Source organism: Romboutsia sp. 1001713B170207_170306_H8 (genome assembly GCF_015550495.1).
In the GTDB taxonomy this organism is placed as follows: Bacteria; Bacillota; Clostridia; order Peptostreptococcales; family Peptostreptococcaceae; genus Romboutsia_E.
In genome coordinates this window covers 595,365-617,663 of the sequence record NZ_JADNAX010000001.1, presented here as the reverse complement: position 1 = coordinate 617,663, position 22,299 = coordinate 595,365, and the positions used below count along the sequence as shown (strand labels likewise).

At 25.9% G+C, this 22,299-nt stretch carries 21 protein-coding genes; 2 read left to right on the top strand and 19 right to left on the bottom strand.

The annotated features are described in order from the left end of the window. Position 1: 1 nt before the first annotated feature. The 11 genes from I2A66_RS02965 to I2A66_RS02915 form a co-directional block, all read right to left on the bottom strand. Positions 2 to 691 carry an LrgB family protein gene (locus I2A66_RS02965; protein ID WP_122639430.1) on the bottom strand — a complete coding sequence of 230 codons (690 nt, stop codon included), beginning with the start codon at positions 689 to 691 and terminating at the stop codon, positions 2 to 4. Between the two features lies 1 nt (position 692). Beyond that, entirely contained in the window at positions 693 to 1,055 is a 363-nt protein-coding gene (locus I2A66_RS02960) for a CidA/LrgA family protein (RefSeq protein ID WP_122639431.1), read from the bottom strand. Positions 1,056 to 1,162: 107 nt separating this feature from the next. Next, on the bottom strand, positions 1,163 to 2,134 hold the full coding sequence (locus tag I2A66_RS02955; RefSeq protein WP_122639432.1) for a WG repeat-containing protein: 972 nt from the start codon (positions 2,132 to 2,134) through the stop codon (positions 1,163 to 1,165). Between the two features lie 99 nt (positions 2,135 to 2,233). Beyond that, positions 2,234 to 3,190 (bottom strand): dipeptidase, encoded by a 957-nt coding sequence (locus I2A66_RS02950; protein WP_122639433.1) that lies wholly within the window; start codon positions 3,188 to 3,190, stop codon positions 2,234 to 2,236. Between the two features lie 88 nt (positions 3,191 to 3,278). Beyond that, complete coding sequence (locus I2A66_RS02945; RefSeq protein WP_243238633.1) at positions 3,279 to 4,715, bottom strand: tetratricopeptide repeat protein; 1,437 nt, start codon at positions 4,713 to 4,715, stop codon at positions 3,279 to 3,281. Positions 4,716 to 4,784: 69 nt separating this feature from the next. Further along, positions 4,785 to 6,167, bottom strand: coding sequence for an aldehyde dehydrogenase (locus I2A66_RS02940; RefSeq protein ID WP_122639435.1), 1,383 nt, complete (start codon positions 6,165 to 6,167; stop codon positions 4,785 to 4,787). Between the two features lie 79 nt (positions 6,168 to 6,246). Beyond that, positions 6,247 to 6,837, bottom strand: a complete 591-nt coding sequence (locus I2A66_RS02935; RefSeq protein ID WP_122639436.1) for a helix-turn-helix domain-containing protein — start codon at positions 6,835 to 6,837, stop codon at positions 6,247 to 6,249. Between the two features lie 36 nt (positions 6,838 to 6,873). Next, on the bottom strand, positions 6,874 to 8,370 hold the full coding sequence (locus I2A66_RS02930; protein WP_122639437.1) for a VanW family protein: 1,497 nt from the start codon (positions 8,368 to 8,370) through the stop codon (positions 6,874 to 6,876). Between the two features lie 110 nt (positions 8,371 to 8,480). Continuing rightward, complete coding sequence (locus tag I2A66_RS02925; RefSeq protein WP_147515429.1) at positions 8,481 to 9,872, bottom strand: UbiD family decarboxylase; 1,392 nt, start codon at positions 9,870 to 9,872, stop codon at positions 8,481 to 8,483. Between the two features lie 162 nt (positions 9,873 to 10,034). Beyond that, positions 10,035 to 10,811, bottom strand: coding sequence for a protein phosphatase 2C domain-containing protein (locus tag I2A66_RS02920; protein WP_122639439.1), 777 nt, complete (start codon positions 10,809 to 10,811; stop codon positions 10,035 to 10,037). 190 nt (positions 10,812 to 11,001) lie between these two features. Next, the gene (locus I2A66_RS02915) at positions 11,002 to 11,283 is read right to left on the bottom strand and encodes a hypothetical protein (RefSeq protein WP_122639440.1); all 282 of its coding nucleotides are present in this window, start codon (positions 11,281 to 11,283) and stop codon (positions 11,002 to 11,004) included. A 204-nt stretch (positions 11,284 to 11,487) separates the two neighbouring features. On the opposite strand from I2A66_RS02915, the gene I2A66_RS17560 reads away from it, so the two are divergent. Further along, positions 11,488 to 13,242: a peroxiredoxin gene (locus I2A66_RS17560; protein ID WP_147515430.1), complete on the top strand. Its 1,755-nt coding sequence runs from the start codon at positions 11,488 to 11,490 to the stop codon at positions 13,240 to 13,242. Positions 13,243 to 13,639: 397 nt separating this feature from the next. Here I2A66_RS17560 and I2A66_RS17075 read toward each other — a convergent pair whose 3' ends face one another. Further along, entirely contained in the window at positions 13,640 to 14,668 is a 1,029-nt protein-coding gene (locus I2A66_RS17075) for a DNA/RNA non-specific endonuclease (RefSeq protein WP_243238632.1), read from the bottom strand. 174 nt (positions 14,669 to 14,842) lie between these two features. After that, positions 14,843 to 15,073 (bottom strand): hypothetical protein, encoded by a 231-nt coding sequence (locus tag I2A66_RS02900; protein ID WP_195250931.1) that lies wholly within the window; start codon positions 15,071 to 15,073, stop codon positions 14,843 to 14,845. Between the two features lie 269 nt (positions 15,074 to 15,342). Here I2A66_RS02900 and I2A66_RS02895 point away from each other — a divergent pair, with 269 nt between their 5' ends. Then, a complete protein-coding gene (locus I2A66_RS02895) occupies positions 15,343 to 16,281 on the top strand; it encodes a PD-(D/E)XK nuclease family protein (RefSeq protein ID WP_195250930.1) in 939 nt (312 codons plus the stop codon). Between the two features lie 369 nt (positions 16,282 to 16,650). Here the strand turns inward: I2A66_RS02895 and I2A66_RS02890 are convergent, their stop codons facing one another. From I2A66_RS02890 to I2A66_RS17070, 6 genes are all read right to left on the bottom strand, one after another. Beyond that, on the bottom strand, positions 16,651 to 16,854 hold the full coding sequence (locus I2A66_RS02890; RefSeq protein WP_195250929.1) for a hypothetical protein: 204 nt from the start codon (positions 16,852 to 16,854) through the stop codon (positions 16,651 to 16,653). 171 nt (positions 16,855 to 17,025) lie between these two features. Beyond that, positions 17,026 to 18,834, bottom strand: a complete 1,809-nt coding sequence (locus I2A66_RS02885) for a GmrSD restriction endonuclease domain-containing protein (RefSeq protein ID WP_195250928.1) — start codon at positions 18,832 to 18,834, stop codon at positions 17,026 to 17,028. A gap of 81 nt (positions 18,835 to 18,915) precedes the next feature. Continuing rightward, the gene (locus tag I2A66_RS02880) at positions 18,916 to 19,857 is read right to left on the bottom strand and encodes a DUF4435 domain-containing protein (protein ID WP_195250927.1); all 942 of its coding nucleotides are present in this window, start codon (positions 19,855 to 19,857) and stop codon (positions 18,916 to 18,918) included. A gap of 4 nt (positions 19,858 to 19,861) precedes the next feature. Continuing rightward, a complete protein-coding gene (locus tag I2A66_RS02875) occupies positions 19,862 to 21,367 on the bottom strand; it encodes an AAA family ATPase (protein ID WP_195250926.1) in 1,506 nt (501 codons plus the stop codon). 95 nt (positions 21,368 to 21,462) lie between these two features. Beyond that, positions 21,463 to 21,720: a restriction endonuclease subunit S gene (locus I2A66_RS02870; protein WP_195250925.1), complete on the bottom strand. Its 258-nt coding sequence runs from the start codon at positions 21,718 to 21,720 to the stop codon at positions 21,463 to 21,465. Then, positions 21,717 to 22,118: a hypothetical protein gene (locus tag I2A66_RS17070; protein WP_243238631.1), complete on the bottom strand. Its 402-nt coding sequence runs from the start codon at positions 22,116 to 22,118 to the stop codon at positions 21,717 to 21,719. The genes I2A66_RS02870 and I2A66_RS17070 overlap by 4 nt, the downstream gene beginning before the upstream one ends. Positions 22,119 to 22,299 lie beyond the last annotated feature (181 nt).

Here is a 22,299-nt window from a genome sequence, read left to right as displayed (position 1 = left end):
TTTATAATAAGTTCAATATTATAGGAACTATTATGACAGTTATCATACCTGCTATACCTATAGATAAACTGCTCATAGCACCTTCTACCTCTCCTATTTCTATAGCTTTAGTAGTTCCCAGTGCATGTGCTGATGTACCTAGTGCAATCCCCTTTGCAACTGGATGTTTTATTCTACCTATTTTAAATATAGTTGGAGCAATTATAGCCCCTAATATTCCTGTTAAAATTATAGAAACAACTGTTATAGATTCTATTCCCCTTAATGTATTTGTTAGTGATATTCCCATAGGGGTTGTTATAGACTTAGGTATCAAAGAATTTATAATGTCTATATTTGCATTTGTAAATTTACCTATTAGCATTACACTAACTAAAGAAACAGATACTCCACTTACTATTCCAATTACTATTTCTAAGAAATGTTTTTTTAATAAATCAAATTGTTTATATAAAGGTATAGCTAACACTACTGTAACTGGACCTAGTAAAAAGTTTATGCTATCTGCACCAAGTTTATATTTTTCATATGGTATTTTTGTTATTCCTAAAAATGCAATTATCGTTATAATTGCTATTAATAACGGATTAAACACTGGATTTTTAGTTTTTTTCTGGATATATACCCCTAAATTAAAAAATACTATTGTAATTACTATTCCGAATATTGGTGTGTCTAGTACATTATACATATTATTCCTCCTTATACTTTTTGCTTATCATTTTTTCTACTACAAAACCTGTTATATACATTACAGCTATAGTACTAAGAGATATAGTCATTATTAAAACAAATATATTTTGGCTTATTAAATCTAAAGATCTTATAAGTGATACACCTGCGGGTACAAAAAATATAGCCATATTATTTATTAATAAATCCCCCAATTCATTTACTTTTTCTAGCTTTATTATTTTAAATTGTAAAAGTAAAAATAATAATATCATACCTATAATATTTCCTGGTACTACAATGATATTTTGTAAAAAAGAACTAATATATTCTCCTATTGCCCAAATTCCTAAAATAAGAGCTAACTGATTAAATAACTTCATATGTCCTCCTCAAAAAAATTAAGGAGATTACTCTCCTTATTTTACTTTAAATATATATTACTATTTACTTAATAATATTTCAAACCCTATTTCTTGGAATATTACTATTATAAAATTAACTTACCATTTTTATCAATATAATTATTATTTTTACCTTGAATTACCTGTGCATATCCATCTTCAAAATCTGATATAAAATCATACACTGGCACTATTTCTATATTACCGGTTTTATTTAAAAATCCCCAGACACCGCCTTTAGGAATATTAATACCTCTACTAAAAGAGTCTAAACCCATATTAAATCTAGCTAATCCTTCTGAAAAATTACAGGCATAATCAAACATTGGCTCTATTATTATCTTTCCAGTTTTATCAATATATCCCCATTTATCATTAATTGAAACAGCAGCCAACCCTTCATAAAATGGTTTTGCTTTTTCAAAATTAAAATCTATTTTTAGTTTTCCATCTTTGTTAATATATCCCCACTTATCTCCAACCCTTATCGCTGCTAATCCCTCCGAAAAATCTGTTGCTATATCAAACTCCGGTCCTATTATCATCTTTCCTGACTTATCAATATATCCATACTTATTTTTTAATTCTACTAATGCTCTGTCTTCAAAAAATTGATTTACATATGTGTATGTTGGAGAAATAACAATTTTTCCTGACTTATTTATAAATCCCCATCTTTTATTCATTTTTATGCCTGCAAGCCCCTGTCTAAAATTTGCAGCACAATCAAATTTAGGTTTTATAACTTCTCTTAAAGATGTATCCATATAACCATATAGATTGTTTATTTTTATTTTTGACATGCCTTCATTAAACTCAGTAGCACTTTCTAAATTAAGAAATATTGATACATTTCCTTTTGTATCTATATATCCAAATACCCACTTTACACTTTTTCTTATTTTTTTTATATATGTTATAACGCAATATCCATCTCTAAATCTATCTGATACATACTTGTATTTAGGCCTTATTATTAGATTTTTATCTTTGTCTATAAATCCATACTTACCATTTTTTAAAACTGGTAAAAATAATTCTTTTGGTTCTTTCTGCATAGTATATCCCCTCCTATGAATAATAAATTCATAATAATAACCATTACTATATATTATTATTTTGTTCCTTATACTATGCTTTTTATACCAAGTAAGTTTTTATTTTCCAAAATTTTTATTTATAAAAGTTAAAAAGTTTTTATATGAAATTTTTTCTATATCCTCATTTTTATATCCTCTATCTTTTAAAGCTGTTATGATATTTTTCGTTTTAGATGCATTTTCTAGTCCTTTTGTACATTCACCCTCATCTAAATTAAGATAATCACAATAATCAAACCCAAAACATACAGCGTCTATTCCAATTAAATCAACCATGTAATCTATATGATTTATCAAACTATATAAGTCTCTTTTGTTATTATCATCACTAATAAATCCAATATAACTATTTACTCCAATTATTCCATCTGTTTCTTTTATTAGTTTAATTTGCTCTTTTAATAAGTTTCTTTTTACATTACATAATTCTCTTGCATTAGAATGTGTAGCAATTATAGGCTTTGTACTAGTATTATATATATCATAAAAAGTTTTATCATTAGCATGGGATACATCTATAATTATTCCTAGATTTTCACACTCTTTTATAAAATCTTTACCCATTGGTTTTAGTCCATTATTACTATTACCCTTAACTCCAGTAGCAAGCTTATTTTCTTCATTCCATGTTAAAGATGCAGTTCTTATTCCATAATCATAAATTTCCTTTACTTTATCTAATTTATCTTCTAAACTTTTAGCACCTTCTAGATGCATCATAGCTGTTATTTTATTATCTTCTAATCCTTTAATATACTCTTCATAATTTTTTGCTATAACTAAGAAGCCTTTAGATAAATTAGCTTCTTCTTTTGCATAATCCATCATTACTTTTAATCCTTCATAGTTATAGTATTTTTTTAGATATGGATCTTGCCAAAAAACAAAAATGCCTCCATTTACTCCTCCAGTTTTAAATTTATCTAAATGGTATTTTCTTATAATATTACTTTCTTTACTTAATTTTTTACTTAATACATCAGAGAATATATCTGCATGAATATCTAGTATCATAATTTTACCTCCATAACTTTACTACCTTCTATTATAAATATAAAAATAGAGTAAGGTTCATACTATTTTCAACCTTACTCTTTATTATCTACTTTTCTTTTAAAATTTCTGAAACCTTAGAGTTATTATACATACTGTTAGGTACTTCACTTCTTAATCCATAGAATATTTCTTTTGCTTTATCTAACTCACCATTATCATAATATAACATACCTAATTGATAATATGCATCATCATAATAATTTTCTTCTGGTGTATAAGTATATATATACTTTCTATAGTAAATTATAGCTTCTTCATCATTACCAAGCTTTTCATTTAAAAGGGCTACTTCATATATAGATGCTGATATAAATTTCTTACTTTTTCCATATTTAACAACACCTTTAAAGTATTCAATTGCGTCTTCATAGTTGCCTGACTTTTTAAGGCTAGTAGCTTTAGTATATAAAGTATCTTCATCTAATGAAGCTATCTCATTTTGAACTTGAGCTTCATCTAATACTTGAGTAGTCTCATCTAATTTTTTATTAGTTTCATTTAACTGTTCATTAGTTTCACTTAGTTGCTTATCTGTTTCGTTTAATTTTTCTTCTTTACTACTTAGCTCTGAAGTTAAACTTTCTATTTTTGCTTTATTATTGATATGATATATACCAACACCTACTGCTAAAAATGCTATAATTACATATGGTATAATATTCTTTTTGTTTGATTTTTTACTTTTTTCTTGTACTGTATTTTCTTCTACTTTTTCAGTAATTAATGATTCTTCATTATCATTTTCAAAAATTGGATTATCCTTATCTACTTCTTTAAGTTTACTAAAATAGTAATCTTTCTTTTTTTCATTTCCTAACTTATTATAAAGTAAATAAAGAATAACATATGGTTCTATTAAGTCTGGATCTTCATCTATAATATTGTCTAATATATGTATAGATTCTTGATTTAATTCTTCATTTATAAATCTTATAGAGTGATTATATCTACCTAAAAATACTTTAAAATCTTCTGATGATAGTATATCAACATATTTTCTTGAAAGTTCATTATTACCATAACAAAGAGCTGTATAAAAACTTTCAAAGGCTTTCGAAAAATCACATTTTAAAAGTTTTAACAAACCTCTTAAATTTAATATATCTACATCCTTAGGGTTTATTTCTAGAGCAGATTCAATTAATTCAACTGCTTTTGTTATATATCCTCTATTAGCTAGTTCTAATGAGTTGTTGTAATCATTATATGACTTTAGCTTTATTTCCTTGGAAACTTCCTCGCTATTGCTTTTTAATTCATTTTGTAAATTAAGTATTGTTTCATCTTTATAGTTAGTAGTTACATAACTTTGTTTTAATGCCTTTAGCGTCTCATGTTCGTCTTCTTCTTCTATATTAAAAAATGTTAAATCACTTTTTTCTTCTTCTACTAAAGATATGTCCATTGACTTTTTCGGCATGTTAAGTATGTCTATTTTTATATTATTACCTAAAATAACAATCGCCTCCAATCTATTCTTCATTATATAAAGATAACATATTTATCATAGTTAGTCAAAACTATACATTTTTTGCTATTTAATTGTCATTAACTACAATATATCAAATGATTTTTTTAATAATTCTAATGCTTTTTTACTATATGGAGGATACTTAAACGGTATATCTATAGATGATGCTTTTAATATTGTTTTTTCATGAGTAAATGCATCAAAACTTCTTTTTCCATGATAAGAACCAATTCCACTATTACCTATCCCCCCAAAAGGAGCATTTTGATTAGAAATATGCATTATTGTGTCATTTACACATCCACCACCAAACGAAAATTTATTTATAATAGTATCTTCAAAGTTTTTATCATTAGTAAATACATAAAAAGCAAGTGGATTTCTATTTTTTTCTATTATTTCATCTAAATCACTTATCTTCTCAAACTCCATTACTGGAATTATTGGACCAAATATTTCTTCTTGCATTACATCATCCATAAGTTCAACTTTATCCAATATAGTTGGCTCTATCTTTAGTTTAATTTCATCATATTTTCCACCATAAACTACTTTATCATAATTTATTAAGTTTAATATTCTGTTAAAATGCTTTTTATTTATTATTCCAGCATAATCATCGCTTTTTATAGGACTTACTCCATAAAATTCATTTATATATTTTTTCATAGCTTCTATAAGCTTGTCTTTAATTTTTGTATGGGCAATTATATAATCAGGAGCTATACAAGTCTGACCTGCATTTAATAATTTTCCCCATACTATTTTTTTAGCACTTTTATCTATGTCACAATTCTTATCTACTACACATGGACTTTTACCACCAAGCTCTAAGGTAGTTGGCGTTAAATTTTTAGATGCAGCTTCCATAACGATTTTTCCAACAGCAGGGCTTCCTGTAAAGAATATATAATCAAATTTTTTACTTAGTAAGTATTTATTTGTTTCTATATATCCTTCTACTACTGCTATATACTCTTTGTTAAAATACTCTTCTATCATATCCTTTATAACTTTTGATGTATTAAAAGACAACTCTGATGGTTTTATAATTGCACAGTTACCTGATATAATAGCTCCTATTAATGGAGATATGCAAAGATAAAAAGGATAATTCCAAGGAGACATTATTAAACAAACTCCATATGGTTGCTTGTATATATATGTTTTTGCTCCAGGGTTTGTAAGAGGTGTTTTTACTTTTTGTGGTGATGACCATTTTTTTATTTTATTTCTTACATGCTTTATCTCTGATAAAGTTATTCCTATTTCCGTTTCATAAACTTCAAATTCACATTTATTAAAATCCTTTTTAATAGCTTCTATAATTTTAGACTCATATTTTTTTATTGCTTTTTTTAAAATATCAAGTTGTTTTATTCTAAAGCTTACATCTTTAGTAATCTGACTATCAAAGTATTTATTTTGTAAATCTAATAATTCATCTATTTCATTAAATATCATTATTTTATTCTCCTTATAGATATATATAATAAATGGTATGTCATAAAATGTAATTTAACATTTTATAACATACCTACTTTTATTTTATGTTATATTTTTTTACTTTTCTATATAGTGTTGCTATACCTATATCTAATGCATCTGCAACTTTTTTCATACATTCTGTATTACTACCATACTTTTTTATTGCCTTTTCTATAGCTTCTTTTTCTAAATCATCCATAGTTTTAACTTCTTCTTTATACATCTCATCTAATTTAAATGATATTAAATCAGACATTCTAGATATAAATTCAGTTAAGTCTTCATTTTTAGAAATAAATTTATTTTTTTGCACTTCATCAAATGCTGCTATACCTAATAGTCCAAGTATTTCATTCCCTAACTTTACTGGAGTACATATGTCAGCAAGCTCTTTACATTGATTTTTATAACAACACTTGTTACATTCATTATCTATTTCTTTATTTATTAAGTAAGATTTTCCTTCTGTAAGAACTTTATAATATACAGTTTCTTCTGATATTTTTTCACCTATTTTATCTTTAAATACTCCTGTTCCTGCAATTCTTATAAGATCTTTAGTGACTAATGTTACATCTACATCTAGAACACTTGAAATATTTTCACAAATACTTTGGATGTAATTGGTTATATCATTTAAATTCAAATTAATACCTCCCAATATCTTTATATTAAACAAACTTTACTGAGTTACATTTTCTGTATTTACTTGTTCATTGTTATTTTGCTCTAAGCTCGTATTTTCTTGATCAGATGTAGTTGACTCTTGAGTACCTTCTTGTGGATTATTCACATTTTCATCCTTATTAGTTTCTTCTTTATTAACGTCCTCTTTATTGGTCTCTTGTTCAATTTCTTTAGTACCAACAGCTACAACTTTTTGCTTTTTAGGGTAATATGATGTATATATTTTTTCCTTTTTAATTACATTACCTTCATTATCCTTATATATTCTATATGTTGATACAGTGTATCCGTCTCTACCTTTTTCTATTACTTCTTCTTTACCTTTTTCTATAGTAGGGTCTTCTATAGTTTTTACATTAGCTTCTGATACTGAATCTATATTTGTCTGAATTTCTATATTTTGTTTATCTTTATTACTTCCATAGATTTCAGTTACAAGTGTACTTCCATAAACATAGCTTTTTAGATAAACAGGTTCAGTTAAATTATTTTTAAATACAAAGTCTACTCCACTATCTGTAACTGTTGCATCTCTACCTTTAGGAACATACGATGATGGAATTGTATGATTTCTTAGTTCAACAATTTCAAGTCCAGCATATAATACTGAGTTATATAGTGTAGATGATAATTGGCATACACCACCACCCATTCCATTTTGTAACTCTCCTTCTACTATTACTGGTGCATTATTATATCCATTACTAGCTGTATAAGGTCCAGTTTCATCAACATATGAAAACTCATCTCCTGGCATCATTAAAAAGTTATTCATTTTTTCCGCTGCAATTTTTATATTCGATATACGACCTGCTGATGATCCTTTTATAGCAGTTGTGTATCTACCTAGTATAGTATTTACATTAACTAAATCTGATTTAGTTATAGTAGGTTCAACTTCATTAACAACAAGTTCATCAGATAAAATACCATTTTGTAAATTTACTTTTATTTTATTTAAACTATTTTCTATATCTAATTCTAATCCCTTTGAATCATCAGTCACTGTTATATTATTTCCACTTATATTTAATGTTGAATTTTTCATTTCAATATCTATCTCATCTTTTATTTTTTCTAATTTTGATTTCAACTTATCTTCATTATAATTTACAACCATATCTATTGCATTTTTACTTCCAAAATTAGTTTTTATAGTTTTAGATAAACTATCAAGTATATTATTATCTCTGTTAAAATTATACGCTCTTTCTATAGTCTCATCAAAGTTATAGCTTGCATCTACTTCACTAGGAGCTACACTCCATTGTTTATCATTAAAAGATAATTTTATTATACCTATGTTTAATTTATCCTTTAATATAGACTTAGCCTCATCTTTCGTTAAATTTCCAATATTAATATCTCCAATATAAGTGTTTTTAGCTATTTTATCTCCATTTATCTGAGTGTACATTATTCCGATAAATAAAATTAAAGTAGCCACTATAATTCCTATTGCAATATATACATTATTTTTTGCTTTATGCATAACTACGTCTCCTCTAAATTTTATTACTAATTTATATATTTACCAATTAATACAAAATATCCTCTATTTTTATTATTTTATACAATTATTAAAGCGTGTATAAACACGCTCTAATAATTTACAATCTCATCATTAGATACAAAATAGATTTTTTTTGTATACATATCTATGAGATATAATTCTTTTTTCTTAAATATACCTTTATTGACAACAGCATAATAATAAACGCTATTGTTATTCTTTATAAAGTTATCTACTAAATCTTTATTTTTTGTATACTTACTACTATCTTCTTTTGAAACAATATCTATATTTTTAAATGATTCGTCTTTTTCTTTTAATTTATTTTCTAATTCAAATCTACATTCGCCTTCACTTAAAGCAAATCTAAACTCTCCGCTACTTATAATCTTAAAAAAACCATCACTATAAGATGTATTATAATCTTTTTCACTTGATTTATAAGAATATATCTTTCTAGTCTTTGCATCAACTAGTATTTCATCTATTAATTTATCATATTTACAAAGTTCTACATAATAGAATTTATTACCATTTATCATTTGTTGATAAGAGTTTATAGTAATTCCATCTTTATTTGTTCCCATTTTTTTTGTTATTAAGTTTATAATATCATCTTGCGTCATAGTGTATAAAGATAGATTTTCTTGATACTTACTTTCTAATTCAGATATCTTCTCATCATCACTATAGTACTTCTTTAAATATTCTATATACTTAATAGCTTCATCATAGTTTCCATTTTCATTAGCATAACTAGCTTGTTGTATGTAATAATTATACATAGAACTTATACATTCTTCTTTTGCTGCTTTTGCTAATTTATAATATTTCTTATCTTCTTCTAAAACTTTATCATAACCCTGTATAGCTTCATAATATTTCTTTACTTGTTGATTTTTAGTTGCTTCATTATAAACATTTCTAGATTCATAATAATTTTTTATTTTTTGAGTGTACTCATCTAATTCATCATTCATATTATTTAATGTTGATGATATACTTAAGTAAGAAAGTGCTACATCATAATTTATATTTTCTTCTATATACATTTCTTCAACTCTTTTTGATTGCTCTATTATACTATCAATATTTATATTAATATTATCTAACGCATTTACAGTATTTATTAAACCTATATATTGTTCTTTGCTTATTTGTCCATTTACATATTTGTCACCATTATTTATAATTACAGAATTTATTTTTTTAGATGCAGATTTATTAAATCTACTCATCTTCGATCCTGAAAAATCTGACTTTAAAGTTTCATAATAATCATATGCAATTTGATATTTTCTTGATTCTATATTCTTTACTAAGTGATCTACTTCTTTACTTATACTCATTTCATCACTACTAATAAAGAATACGACTATTAGTGCAATAAAGGCTAATACAGATAATAAAAGTTTAGTTATATTACCTCTATTGTTGTCTATAAAATCAGCAAATTTATCAAACAATTCTTTAAACTTCATTACTTTTCCCTTTCTATGTCTATAATATTATTATTTATATTTGCCTTATACTTTTATTATCTATTATACCATAATCTTTCTATTTATTTACATTTAAAAACAATATAGTATAAATATATTAATAATACTACATTTTTTTGATATTGATTTTTAAGACAACATTTATATAGATTTTATGAACATTATACTAATATCATCATACCCTTTATTTTTACTTAAATTATCTAAATGTTGTTTATAATTATTTTCAAGCCAAAACTTAGAAAATACATTTTTATTATACATTAATATAGTGTCATTCAAGTCATTAATCATGTCTTTATAATTATTAAATGAATCATAAAATCCATCACTAAAAAGAATAATATAGTCATTTTTATTTTCATCATTAATTTCCTCTATATAGTACTCTATATATCTATAAGACTCATTATTACTTAATGAGTTAACAAAATAATTATTATTCATTCCTAGAACTTTAATATATTTATTATTTTTCCTTATTAAAATATAACTATCCCCTATATTAAAGTATAATCTAAAACTATCACAAATTAATGCTAAAACCAATGTAGTTGCATATTTAGAATACTCAGTTCTAAATACAACAGGTCTACTTTGTTTAAAGTGATTATTTACTAACTCTAGCCACTTTATATATATTTTTTGTTGTATTTTACTATTAACTAAATCATTTTTTATGTTATCTAGTTTATATCCATTTTCTTTTATATAGTTCTCTAAAACGTAAATTCCTGCATCACAAGCTAATTTTGATCCTATATGGCTATATTCAAAAAAATCACTACTATGTCCATCTGCTAATGAACATATTATCCCACCTTTAATTTTTTTATACTTACAATAATCTTGTGATTCCTTACCTTTTAATATATTTTTATATCCAACTACACTTCTGTAGAAAACATCAAATTCCATCTCCTACCTCCTAAAATACTTCTTATTTATTTTTTATTATTTTTAAGTAGAAACTATTCTCCATTTATAATAAAAATAGGACTACAAACAATACTTGATGATATCAATATCGTTTATAGTCCTATTCTTACATCCTCACTAATCATTAAATTTAACGTCATTAAATTTATATAATTCTCATTATGCATTCTTATGATACTTTTCTTCTTGATATATTTTGATTTTGCTTTTTCTTGTTGACTACCTTTTTAGCAACCCTAGCTTGAGGTACTCTTCTTTTCTTAGCAAATATACGATTTATATTGCATAAAAATAAAGTCCCGAATAGTGCTAAACTTCCAAAGCTGAAAAGCATAAAATAATATCCAATTCCAACAACTACTCCCATAAAAAGGTTAGAAATAAACAGCGTAGAAGTTACAAAAAAACATATCATAGGTGACATAATAAGTATTTGTACCAATCTTTTCAAACTACTCACCCCTATAATTACAATTTTTAACACATTTATTCATAATTAACTATACCAAATTTATCTAAAAATAGCAATTATTATTGTACATTTTTGTTGTATATAACAGACTTACACTACTTACTATTATAACCTGTAACATAAACATCTATTTATTAATACTATAAAATAGATTATATTTTATTGAATTAAGGGGTGATTTATATGCCATGTCTTCCAAGTTTAGGATCAACTGCGCCTGATTTCGAAGCCAATACAACTTTTGGACCTATAAAGTTGTCTGATTATAAAGGCAAATGGGTAGTTTTATTTTCTCATCCTGGTGATTTCACACCAGTATGTACTACAGAATTTATATGCTTTGCAAAATATTATGATGAGTTTCAAAAAAGAAATACGGATCTTATAGGGCTTAGTATAGATAGTAATAGTTCTCACTTAGCTTGGGTTTATAATATTTGTACTTTAACTGGTATTGAAATCCCATTTCCTGTTATTGCAGATTCTAATATGAGAATTGCTAAACTATATGGTATGATTTCTGAATCTATGAGCAATACATCTACTGTTCGTTCTGTATTTATAATAGATGATAAACAAGTTTTAAGAACTATTCTTTACTATCCTCTAACAACTGGAAGAAATATTCCAGAGATAATAAGAATTATAGACGCACTTCAAGCATCTGATAATGATAATATAGTTACTCCAGCTAACTGGCTTCCAGGTATGCCGGTAATTTTACCTCCACCTAAAACATGGAAGGATTTGAAAAAAAGAATAAATAATTGCGGAAAAGAATATTCATGCTTAGATTGGTACTTATGTTTTATGCCAGGTAAAGATGTAAAAGAAATAGAACGTTCTCAAACTATACCTTATTTAAATAGACCTCCTATAAACGATCCTGATGAACAGTCTAATGTTACTAATAGTAATTGCCCTGATCTTCAACCAATTGTTATGGAGTATGTTTTAGGCAATCCGAAAAATGTTGACCCTAACTTTTTAGACGCAGTTATTTATGCATTTGTTGAAATAAATCCTGATGGTTCTTTATTAGTCCCTACACCAAGATATTTAGAGTATTTGGTTTCTCTAAAAAGATATAATCCTCAACTACAAGTAATTGCTGCTATTGGAGGATGGGGTGCTGAGGGATTCTCAGATGCAGCTTCAACACCTAAATCTAGATATGATTTTGCTAGACAGGTTAATAGACTTATAAATAATTATAACTTAGATGGTATAGATATTGACTGGGAGTATCCAGGTAGTAGTGCCTCTGGTATAAAATCAAGTATTAATGATAGAGAAAACTTTACATTATTATTAACTGCCATTAGAGACGTAATTGGTGATGAGAAATGGTTAAGTGTTGCTGGTACTGGTGATACTGGATATACAAATAGAAGTGCTGAAATAGATAAAATTGCTCCTATAATAACTTATTTTAACCTTATGAGCTATGACTTTACAGCAGGTGAAACTGGAGAGAGAGGACGTAGACATCAAGCTAATTTATATGATTCAGACCTATCTTTACCAGGTTATAGTGTTCATGGAATGGTTCAAAATCTTATACAAAATGGAATGCCTTCTGAAAAAATACTATTAGGAGTTCCTTTCTATGGTAGATTAGGAGCTACTACAACTGTATCAAATGACGAACTTAGAAGAAATTATATAAATAAGAATGGATATCAATATCAATTTGATAACGAAGCTAGAGTTCCTTATCTTATAAGAGATGGTCAGTATGCTATGTCTATAGAAAATGATTTATCTATATATTTAAAAGGTCAGTATGTATTAAATAACTGTTTAGGAGGAATATTTGCTTGGCAGTCAACTTATGATCAAGCAAATATATATGCTAGAGCTATGTATGAGTCAATAAATAGCCCAATAGCATTTGCAGATGAATTAGAAGATATCTATGGAGAAATTCCTGATTAAATCATAAAATAATAAGACCCTAATGAGTATACATTAAGGTCTTATTATTTTTTTATAAACCTATAGCTTTTTTAGCTAATTTATCAGCTTCTTCATTATACTTATCACCTGAATGTTATCTTTATGTTTTTATATATAAACTATTTATATATATTGATAATACTATATTTGTAATAATTTATATAAACTATTTACTATTTTCTCTTAATTTCACATAGATATATTATTAAAATTACTATACTAATTTTAATAATAGGCTAGGTTTTAAACGAGTGTTAATTTTATAAATTATTCTTAAACAAAAAAGCAGGAGTTTATATACTCCCACTTTCAATTTATAATTATATTAAGATTATTTAATTAAGTTAATAACGATTAGATTAATATGCATCTTATGCTAATGGCATCTATCACATGGGTCATTCTTTCCACTTTCATTGATTGTACCGTTTAAAATAGTTTTACTTCTTGATAAAGTAGAACAATTTTTTGTAGTATGATAGCTTTTTCCATTAGGTGTCCAGTACACTATTGCTGAACTATTAGAACTACTTTGGCTTTCATTTGTAGAGTTATTAGTTGTATTAGAATTATTTGTAGTGTTGTTAACGTTAGAACTAGTATTACTCGAATTATTAGTTGATGTATTAGATTCTAAGCTAGAGTTATATTTATCTGGGTTTATATTATCAAATTCATCATTAACTACATTTCCGTTAATAGTATATGTATAACTATAATGGCTTGGTATCTGTGTTGTTGTATTTGGATAAGTTATTATAGCAAGAAAATCTGTACAACCTCCAGCATCCCTTATAACTTTCTCCATGTATGCTTGGTCACCATGTCTATTAAGCGTACTGTTTTGAGGCGTAATATTATATGCATTAGAAACACCACCAAGTGAATCTGCTATAACATGTCCCTCATCTAAATTCTTACTTTCAACTCCAGGAACTTTTGCTTCATCAGGATAATATCTTCCACTTGAATTGACAGGCTCTTTTGAATCATCCTGTAATACAATTTCTTTAGCTACCACTTTAACTAACTGTCCATGTTCATTAGTGAATGCCCAGTATTCTCTATCACCAAATCCTATATCTACTGCAACATTAGGCTCTCTATGCCCTGATAAATTTCCACCATCAACTTCTATTATTTTGTATCCATCAAACATATCCTCTGTATTATCTGAGTTTGATTCCGTTGTTGTAACATTAGAAGCTTCTGTATTTTCTTCATTTACATTTTCTTTTGATAAATTTTTATTTTTATCAATATTACTTTCTTCAACTCTAGTAGTTGATGAGTTATTCAAATTATCAACTTGATTACTTTCTATATTAGTATTTGAACATACAGTTATCAATATAGCTAAAATAGGAATAATTCCAATTGATTTTCTTATGTCTTTAAAAAACAAATTAAGTACCTCCTTTGTGAAAATAAGTTGAATGTGTAAGTATATTAATTATATTATACGTACTTATACCTTTTCAACATTATTCTAAAACATAGCCTAATAAAAAAAGAGCACCTAATTTTTATATTAAATACTCTAGTTTAACTTGTTGTTTATAAAATTATTTATATTTATTCAATACCATTCTATCTTACCTCTATCATTTATAATATGTAACCAATCTCCATCCTTCAAATCTACTCTTAAGTAATTTAAGTTACACTCCTCTACTCTAAAAATTCTAACTGGAGCAACCTTTTGAGGAAATTCCCATACATCATAAAATTTCTCACAAAATTTTTCAAATATAAAAGCGTCAATATCATTTAAATCATAATATCCTTCTACATCTCTATACTTATACATATTACCTCCTAGCTTATAGTTCACACATTACTATTAAAAAACATAAAACATAAAAGTAGTATATATTTCTTTATTATACTTATATATACGTTACATTTGTTTTCCTAACATTAATTATATATATTATTCCCTATATCTTAGAATAAATATCCTGTATGCTTTTATCACTCACCATAAATGGTATATTTTTCAAAAAATGTTTTTTGAACTACTGGAAATATTATTAATGTATAAATAATATTTATTTATTAAACTTAGGAGGTTAAACTATGATAGATACCATTCCCGCTTATCCAGAACTTACTTGGTCTGCATCAAGATTAAATTTGCTTAATAAATGCGAAAGAGAATATTATTATAATTACTACGGCTCTCACAACGGCTATTCCGAATTGGCTAGCAATGAAACACGTGAGATATACAAACTAAAAAAACTTACTAATAAGAATAGCTTATCAGGTACTATAATACATGATAAAGCAAAAGAATTTATAAAATTAGTAACTTTAAATCCCAATTATACTATTAGCCCTAGTTTTTTAGAAAGACATATTAATGTTGCTATTTATAATTTTAGGAATGATTGTAAAAAAAGTAATGATTACAATTCTAGTTGGACTCCTCAAGTAAAAGGCTTTAATATGCTTCAAGAATATTATTATGGAGAAAAAATAAATAAATTTGAAGGTGAAGAAATAAAAGGAATTTTAAATACATGTATTTGCAATATCGTTTTATCATACACATTTGAGGATATACACTCAAATAAATTAAATGTACTTATTAATGGAGATGGTAACTTTACAAGTTTTGATTTCAAAGGTACAAAAGTTTATGCTATATTGGATTTGCTATATATAAATTCAGAGGGTAAGTATGTAATAGTTGATTGGAAAACAGGAAATGAAGATGACAAACACAGAAATCAAATGTTAGCATATGCTAAATATGTTTCTGATACATATGGTATAGATGTAAGAAATATAATATGTAGATTAGAGTATCTTTCATCTGGCTCATTTATAGAGTACTCTTTTTCAAATACAGATTTAAATAACTTAAGCTCAACTATCTCATCTGACATAGATATACTTAAGAGTTATTTAGACGACCCCATACTTAATAAAGCGAAGGATATAAGCTTTTTCAAAACTGCAGAAGATACTAAGTTTTGTTGTTCCTGCAAATACAAAGGTAAATGTAACTAAGTTTATGTGTTGAAAAATGCAATGTATAAATTACATTGCATTTTCGATTAATACCCCCTTCTTTTCAATTCATCATATAGAACTTTCTTTTTATGCATATCACTTGTTGTTTTATATATACTTTAATCTTTCATAATTCTACATCTCAGCCCATTCATCCTTCTTATCATAATTATTTTTTTAATATAACTCGTTGTGCTAGTTAAATATGATACTTGAAAATACTAGAGTCTGGCAAAGTATATTTTACTAGTTAAAAACTCTATATAGCAATTTCAATATGTTCAGTAAAATAACTAGCACAACAGATTAATAATATATATAATTATAATATTTTATGATTAAATCAAAAAATAAGAGCATTTGCTCTTATTTTACACCTCTAAATCCTTCTATTTCATACATGCTAGCCCCTATTACATTTTGAACTTCATCGTCTGTCCATCCAGAAGATATAGCTAGTTGAGTTGCTATATTTCTTAAGTCAAAAACCTCTCCTTGTAGTTCATTTAACCTTTTATTTATTTTTTCATAAAGTTCATATGAGTTAAAATCTACTCCATCTATTAACATCTTATTTAGCTCCTTTTGTATATTCTTGCATTCAACCTAAATATAATATTATATTAACCACTTTAGAAGATTTTATACTTTAATGAAAATTTTTACTAACATAAGTTATGTCATATCCTACAAGCAGACTTTTTAGTAGTATATGTAATAAATATAAGAACTCATTATATTTTATATCAATGATTTATAATATTTTTTTATCTTATCAGCCATTAATAATCTTCTCTTATTTAAAAACTCCTGATAATTATCTATATCCATATCAAACACATCTAAAGGTATAGCATTTTGAGCTAAATTCTCTTTTAACTCCTCAATACTATCTATCCCTCCATAAACTAAGTTATTATCCTCACACTGCTTCTTAAGTTCTCCAAAGTAAACCTTAGGAGCTTTATCTCTTATCTTTATATTAATCTCAGATTGCATATAAACATAATTTGCAATCTGGTTATACTGTCCCCTATTATTCACACCATTACTTTGTAGATACTTCTTAGGGAATATATGGTGAACATCTCCCCGTTGCTCTAAAAGAGACCTTATATCAATATTCTTAGATAAAAATCCTTTATCACCACTACTTATTTGAGCTATTAAAAACATATTAAAGTATGGACTACTTGTAACAGAAGTATTTAGCTTCGTAACTAAAATATTATTCCAAAATGCATCAGATAACTCACCTTCTTCAACATTTCTAACTAAAGCTTCTATATCATTACTTTCATTAAATCTCTTTATATCATAATCAAAAGATGACTCTGGGGAAGATGAATATCTACCTGTAAGTAGAGATAAAACTAGCCATCTTCTAACTATATTTTCTATTTTATTAGCTTCTATACCTTTGTCTTTTAAAGTTAAGTAAAGTATATATCCAAAGTTAAGCACATTTTTAGACCTTATTAAAGATGAATCTACTATACCTGCTGATTTAACTATCATTATATATCTTTTAAAATTAGTTTCATTCACAAAATTTAAAACACCTTTATGTAATAATTCAAAAGATTTTTGAGCTATTTCATCTTTATATTCTCTAGTTTCAAAATCTCTACCTGATAATAAACTTACTAAATCTGATAACTTACCTCTATAAAACTTTGACGTAAATGCTACCCTTAATAAATCAGTATAGCTTGGTACATATAACTCTTCATTTTCTTTTGCTATCCATTTTATAGCATTAAAGTTATCTGTATTTACAAAGTCTATATCATTACTTTTTATAGCTTCAAAATCTACAGGATTTTGTGCTAAATGGCAGAAATAGTCTATAGTTTTTCTTATTATATCCCCACCATAAACTTCATTGGATGATATTTTAGACATTGCAAAATCTGCTTGTGATAATACTACCCCTTTTGAGTTTATTCTTATAAATATTTCAGTTACAACTTCTATATCTAAGTTATGTGATAAATCAATTATACCTAGTCTACTATTTTTTATTTGTAGTAGTCTATCTATAGCTTTTCCTACTTTATCTGATTGACTAGAATCAATGTTATTGTTATCGCAATACTGTGGAATAAATGACCATACACTAAATTCATTTTTAAATACAATAGATATATCTTCTATCCATTGGCTATTCTTTTGTATAGCTGGATTTGATACTTCGAACACTTCTTCTAATGGATTGAATGCTATTTTTATTCTTTTCTTTTTATAATTACTGCCTATTACTTCTTGTCCTACTATAGATGCTGTTAATGCCGTTATTCTTTGTTGACCATCTATAAGTACTTTTTTACCAGTTGCAAGTGTTCCATCTTTTAGTTTAACGTCTGGGTTTTTCCATGTTATTATATATCCTACAGGATATCCTTTGTATAGTGAGTCTATTAAGTCTCTTACTTTGGTTGCATCCCATACGAATGGTCTTTGTATTTCTGGTATTGCTATTTCTCCTTGTTTTATCCAAGCTAGTATGCTTTCTACTGAACTGTTATTTACTTCGTATTTATTTGACATATTCCCACCTATAAATATTATATTAATTTCTAATTAGAATTAATTATTATTAATATTTTTTCTTTAATATAGTTTTTTAATCTAACTTATTTTGAATTTATCATGTAATTTTACTAAATGTTCATCTAACAATCTTGTTATAAGGTATTGCTTTAAGCATTCAGGTGTATAAGCATATTGTGCCAATAAACTTACAATATTATCTTTACTTGGTTGAATACTTAATTTCCTTTTATATTTGAATATTGTATTTGAATTTTGTTTCATTGATGATATTACTATTCCTAAAAATTCCTCATAGTATTTTCCTCTAAACCTTTTTATAGGATTTTCCATTAACCATTCACTGGCTTCTTTAATTTCTTCTTCTGTTAATTCCATATATCCCTCTGTCTTATTTTTTAATTCCTCAAATTCTATAGGTTGTTTAAATCCTCTAATTGACTTAATATTTGATAACTTTATTCTCGTTAATGTGGAATTATTTTTTTTATTTTGAAGATAATACCATATATTAATATTTAATGTATTATTTATAAACTTCTCCCTCTCTGTCTGTAAATAAGATAAACCTCTTAGGAAATCTTCATTTATTTTATGACTTATACTACTTTTTCTTAGTCCTAATTCACCTTTTAATAAATCCTCAAAACAACTATCTTCAACATAGAAATTCTCAATGGAATAACAAGGTGTAACATATATATCCTCTTCATAAATTACTCCTTCGTCAAAATCTCTGTCTATAAAAAATAATGTATCATTTTTACTGTAGACACTCTTATTTTTTATCATATCAAACAATTCTAAAACATTTTTCTTTCCATTACAATCATATGGAATTATTTCTTTAGTCGTATAATTTTTTATCTTATTTCCATAGTATTTATAATCATCTTTTCCCTCAAAAAAACAATATATATTAACATCCTTCTCTTGCTTTTTTGTTTGAATATATTCTAAAAAAATACACTCTTTACCTTCTAATTCTGATTCCATCATATCAAGCAAACTTGCTCCCATATAATTACTTATTCTCCTTCCTATATACATCAACTTCAGATACAAATTCCCTAAAATCATTTTTAAATATAAAAGGAGAATGTGTAGTTGCAATTAATAATTTTATTCTTCCAGAATTATATATATCTGTTAATAATCTTTTCTGCCATACTATAGATAAAGATAATTCAGGCTCATCTATTATAAAAATTACAGGCTTAGCTATATCAAAGTATAGTATTGAAAATAAAGAAAGTATTTGTTTTTCACCTGATGATAATTCTATAAAATCTACTTCTTTTCTTGTTTCACTATCAATAATTTTAACATTAGTATTTACTTCATCATAATAAACTTCTTTATTAATTAGATACTTATTACATACATCTCTATACTTTTTAATCTTATTATCAATAGGTTTTTGCTTTTCATAAATTTGATTTAACTTAAATAAGTAATACATTAAAAATTTGCTGTTTTCATTATTAGATTTCATAACTTTATCAAAATCCATTAATTTATCTGCATGTTTTATTTTTTCTTTACCTATTCTTCCTATTATTATTTTTATTTGCTCTGAATTAATCTTACTTAACTTATATTTATTTAGCGATGTTTCGTTTAGAAGTAAGTCATTTATTATATCAGCACTCATTTTTGAATAAGATAATATTGCATCCTCTTTTAATTTGGATGTTAATTCAGATATTCTATTTTCTACATCTTCCATACCAAATTTAACATTATTATTCCTAAAGTTATCTTTAATACGAGAACTTTCATGTAGTAGCTTACTTCCATTGTTGTTAGACATAACACTCTCTAATCCAACTTCAATTCTTCTATATGTAGGAAAATATAATACTTCTTCTTTTAAGATATCTCTAATTTCTTGTAATTTTTCATTTATACTCTCTTTATTTTTTACATTATAATATGTATCCATTATTTTTTTCTCTATATACACTTTAATCGGTTCATCTATATCATCTATATCATCTATATCATCTATATCTAGATTTTTATAAATTTCTTCTTCTAGAGCATGATAGTATTTATTATTTATATTTTTTAACCTATGTTTATAAAATGTATCTTTACAACGATTTGAGTCAATTAAATCTGATTTCTTTATACATATTTCTTTTTCATCTAATGTAATTTTAACTACTTCAAATGGTAATTTTGATAACTTATTTTTATCAGAATTTAATAAAGACACTAATATATTAAGTATTGTTGTTTTTCCAAATCCATTTTCAGCTATAAATATATTTACATCCTTATCAAAGTTAATTTCATAATTATACTTATTGAATAACCCATAAATCTTCAAAGATTTTAACGTACTTCTATTGTCATGTTTATTTCTATTATCTTCTTGTATATAAATAGAGCTAATCAATTTATCTTGTATGTATGTATCTACTTCATCTGTATATGACTGTACATTTGTCTCAATACTTTTAATTATATTAAGTAACTGTTCATTTGTCAGTCCTAATAAACTCGCTAATTCATAAACTTTCATATATCTCCTCCTATTTAATAAGCATATACATATTATACCAAATTATGCCAAGTATTTATTCATTCAGAACTAAAATAAAAAACATAAGTATTAACCTATGCTTTAAAACTTTTTTTAAGTATTGACTCCATTAATTTTTCACTGTACTTCTTGCTTTTTTCTATTCTTAATTCTAACTCATCACAAACTTTCATTAACTTCTCAACTTTTTCAGTAATTACCATTTGTTCATTTAATGTTGGTAATGGAAGTAAAGAAGACTTCAATCTTATCAAAGCTAATTTAGGTTGACCCACTTGATTAGTTTTGTCTATAAATTGAGTTTGCAATAAGTCTGATTTTAAACAATTCAATAAATATTTTTTCTCGTTATTATATATTCCTTTATTTGTTCAAATACTTCATCTGAAATATACTTTAAATCTGTTTCATCTATAGTATCATTTTTCATGTCTGTTGCTCTAATATAAATGTGTTCTGTTTTAGTATCTTGTAAACTACATCCTTTAGGCAACTCATACGGAATTTCATCTTCACTAATCTCTGGAAGTGGCTTCTCCTTCTTTATCTTCTTCTCCTTAACTAACCTATCCTTTTCTTCTCTAATCCTCTCAAGCAACACATTAGCAGGTTCATCATTTTCATCTTGCTCAACAAGCTTACCTCTGACCGCTAAACTTAAAATATATTCCCTAAGCTTTTTTACCTTCTCTGGTCTATCAAATATCGTGCTAAATTCCTCAAGTAACATATTACACCTCTAATATCTTTCTTAATTCTTCTATTAAAGCATTCTGTAACTTCTCTACCTTAGCTTTAGCTTCATGATACTTCTCAAGCAACATCTTAGGGTCTCCTAAATCCTCTTCTTCCTTATTAGGATTTTTTAAATCTAAGTTGTAATTTCTATTTTTTATTTCTTCTACACTAAC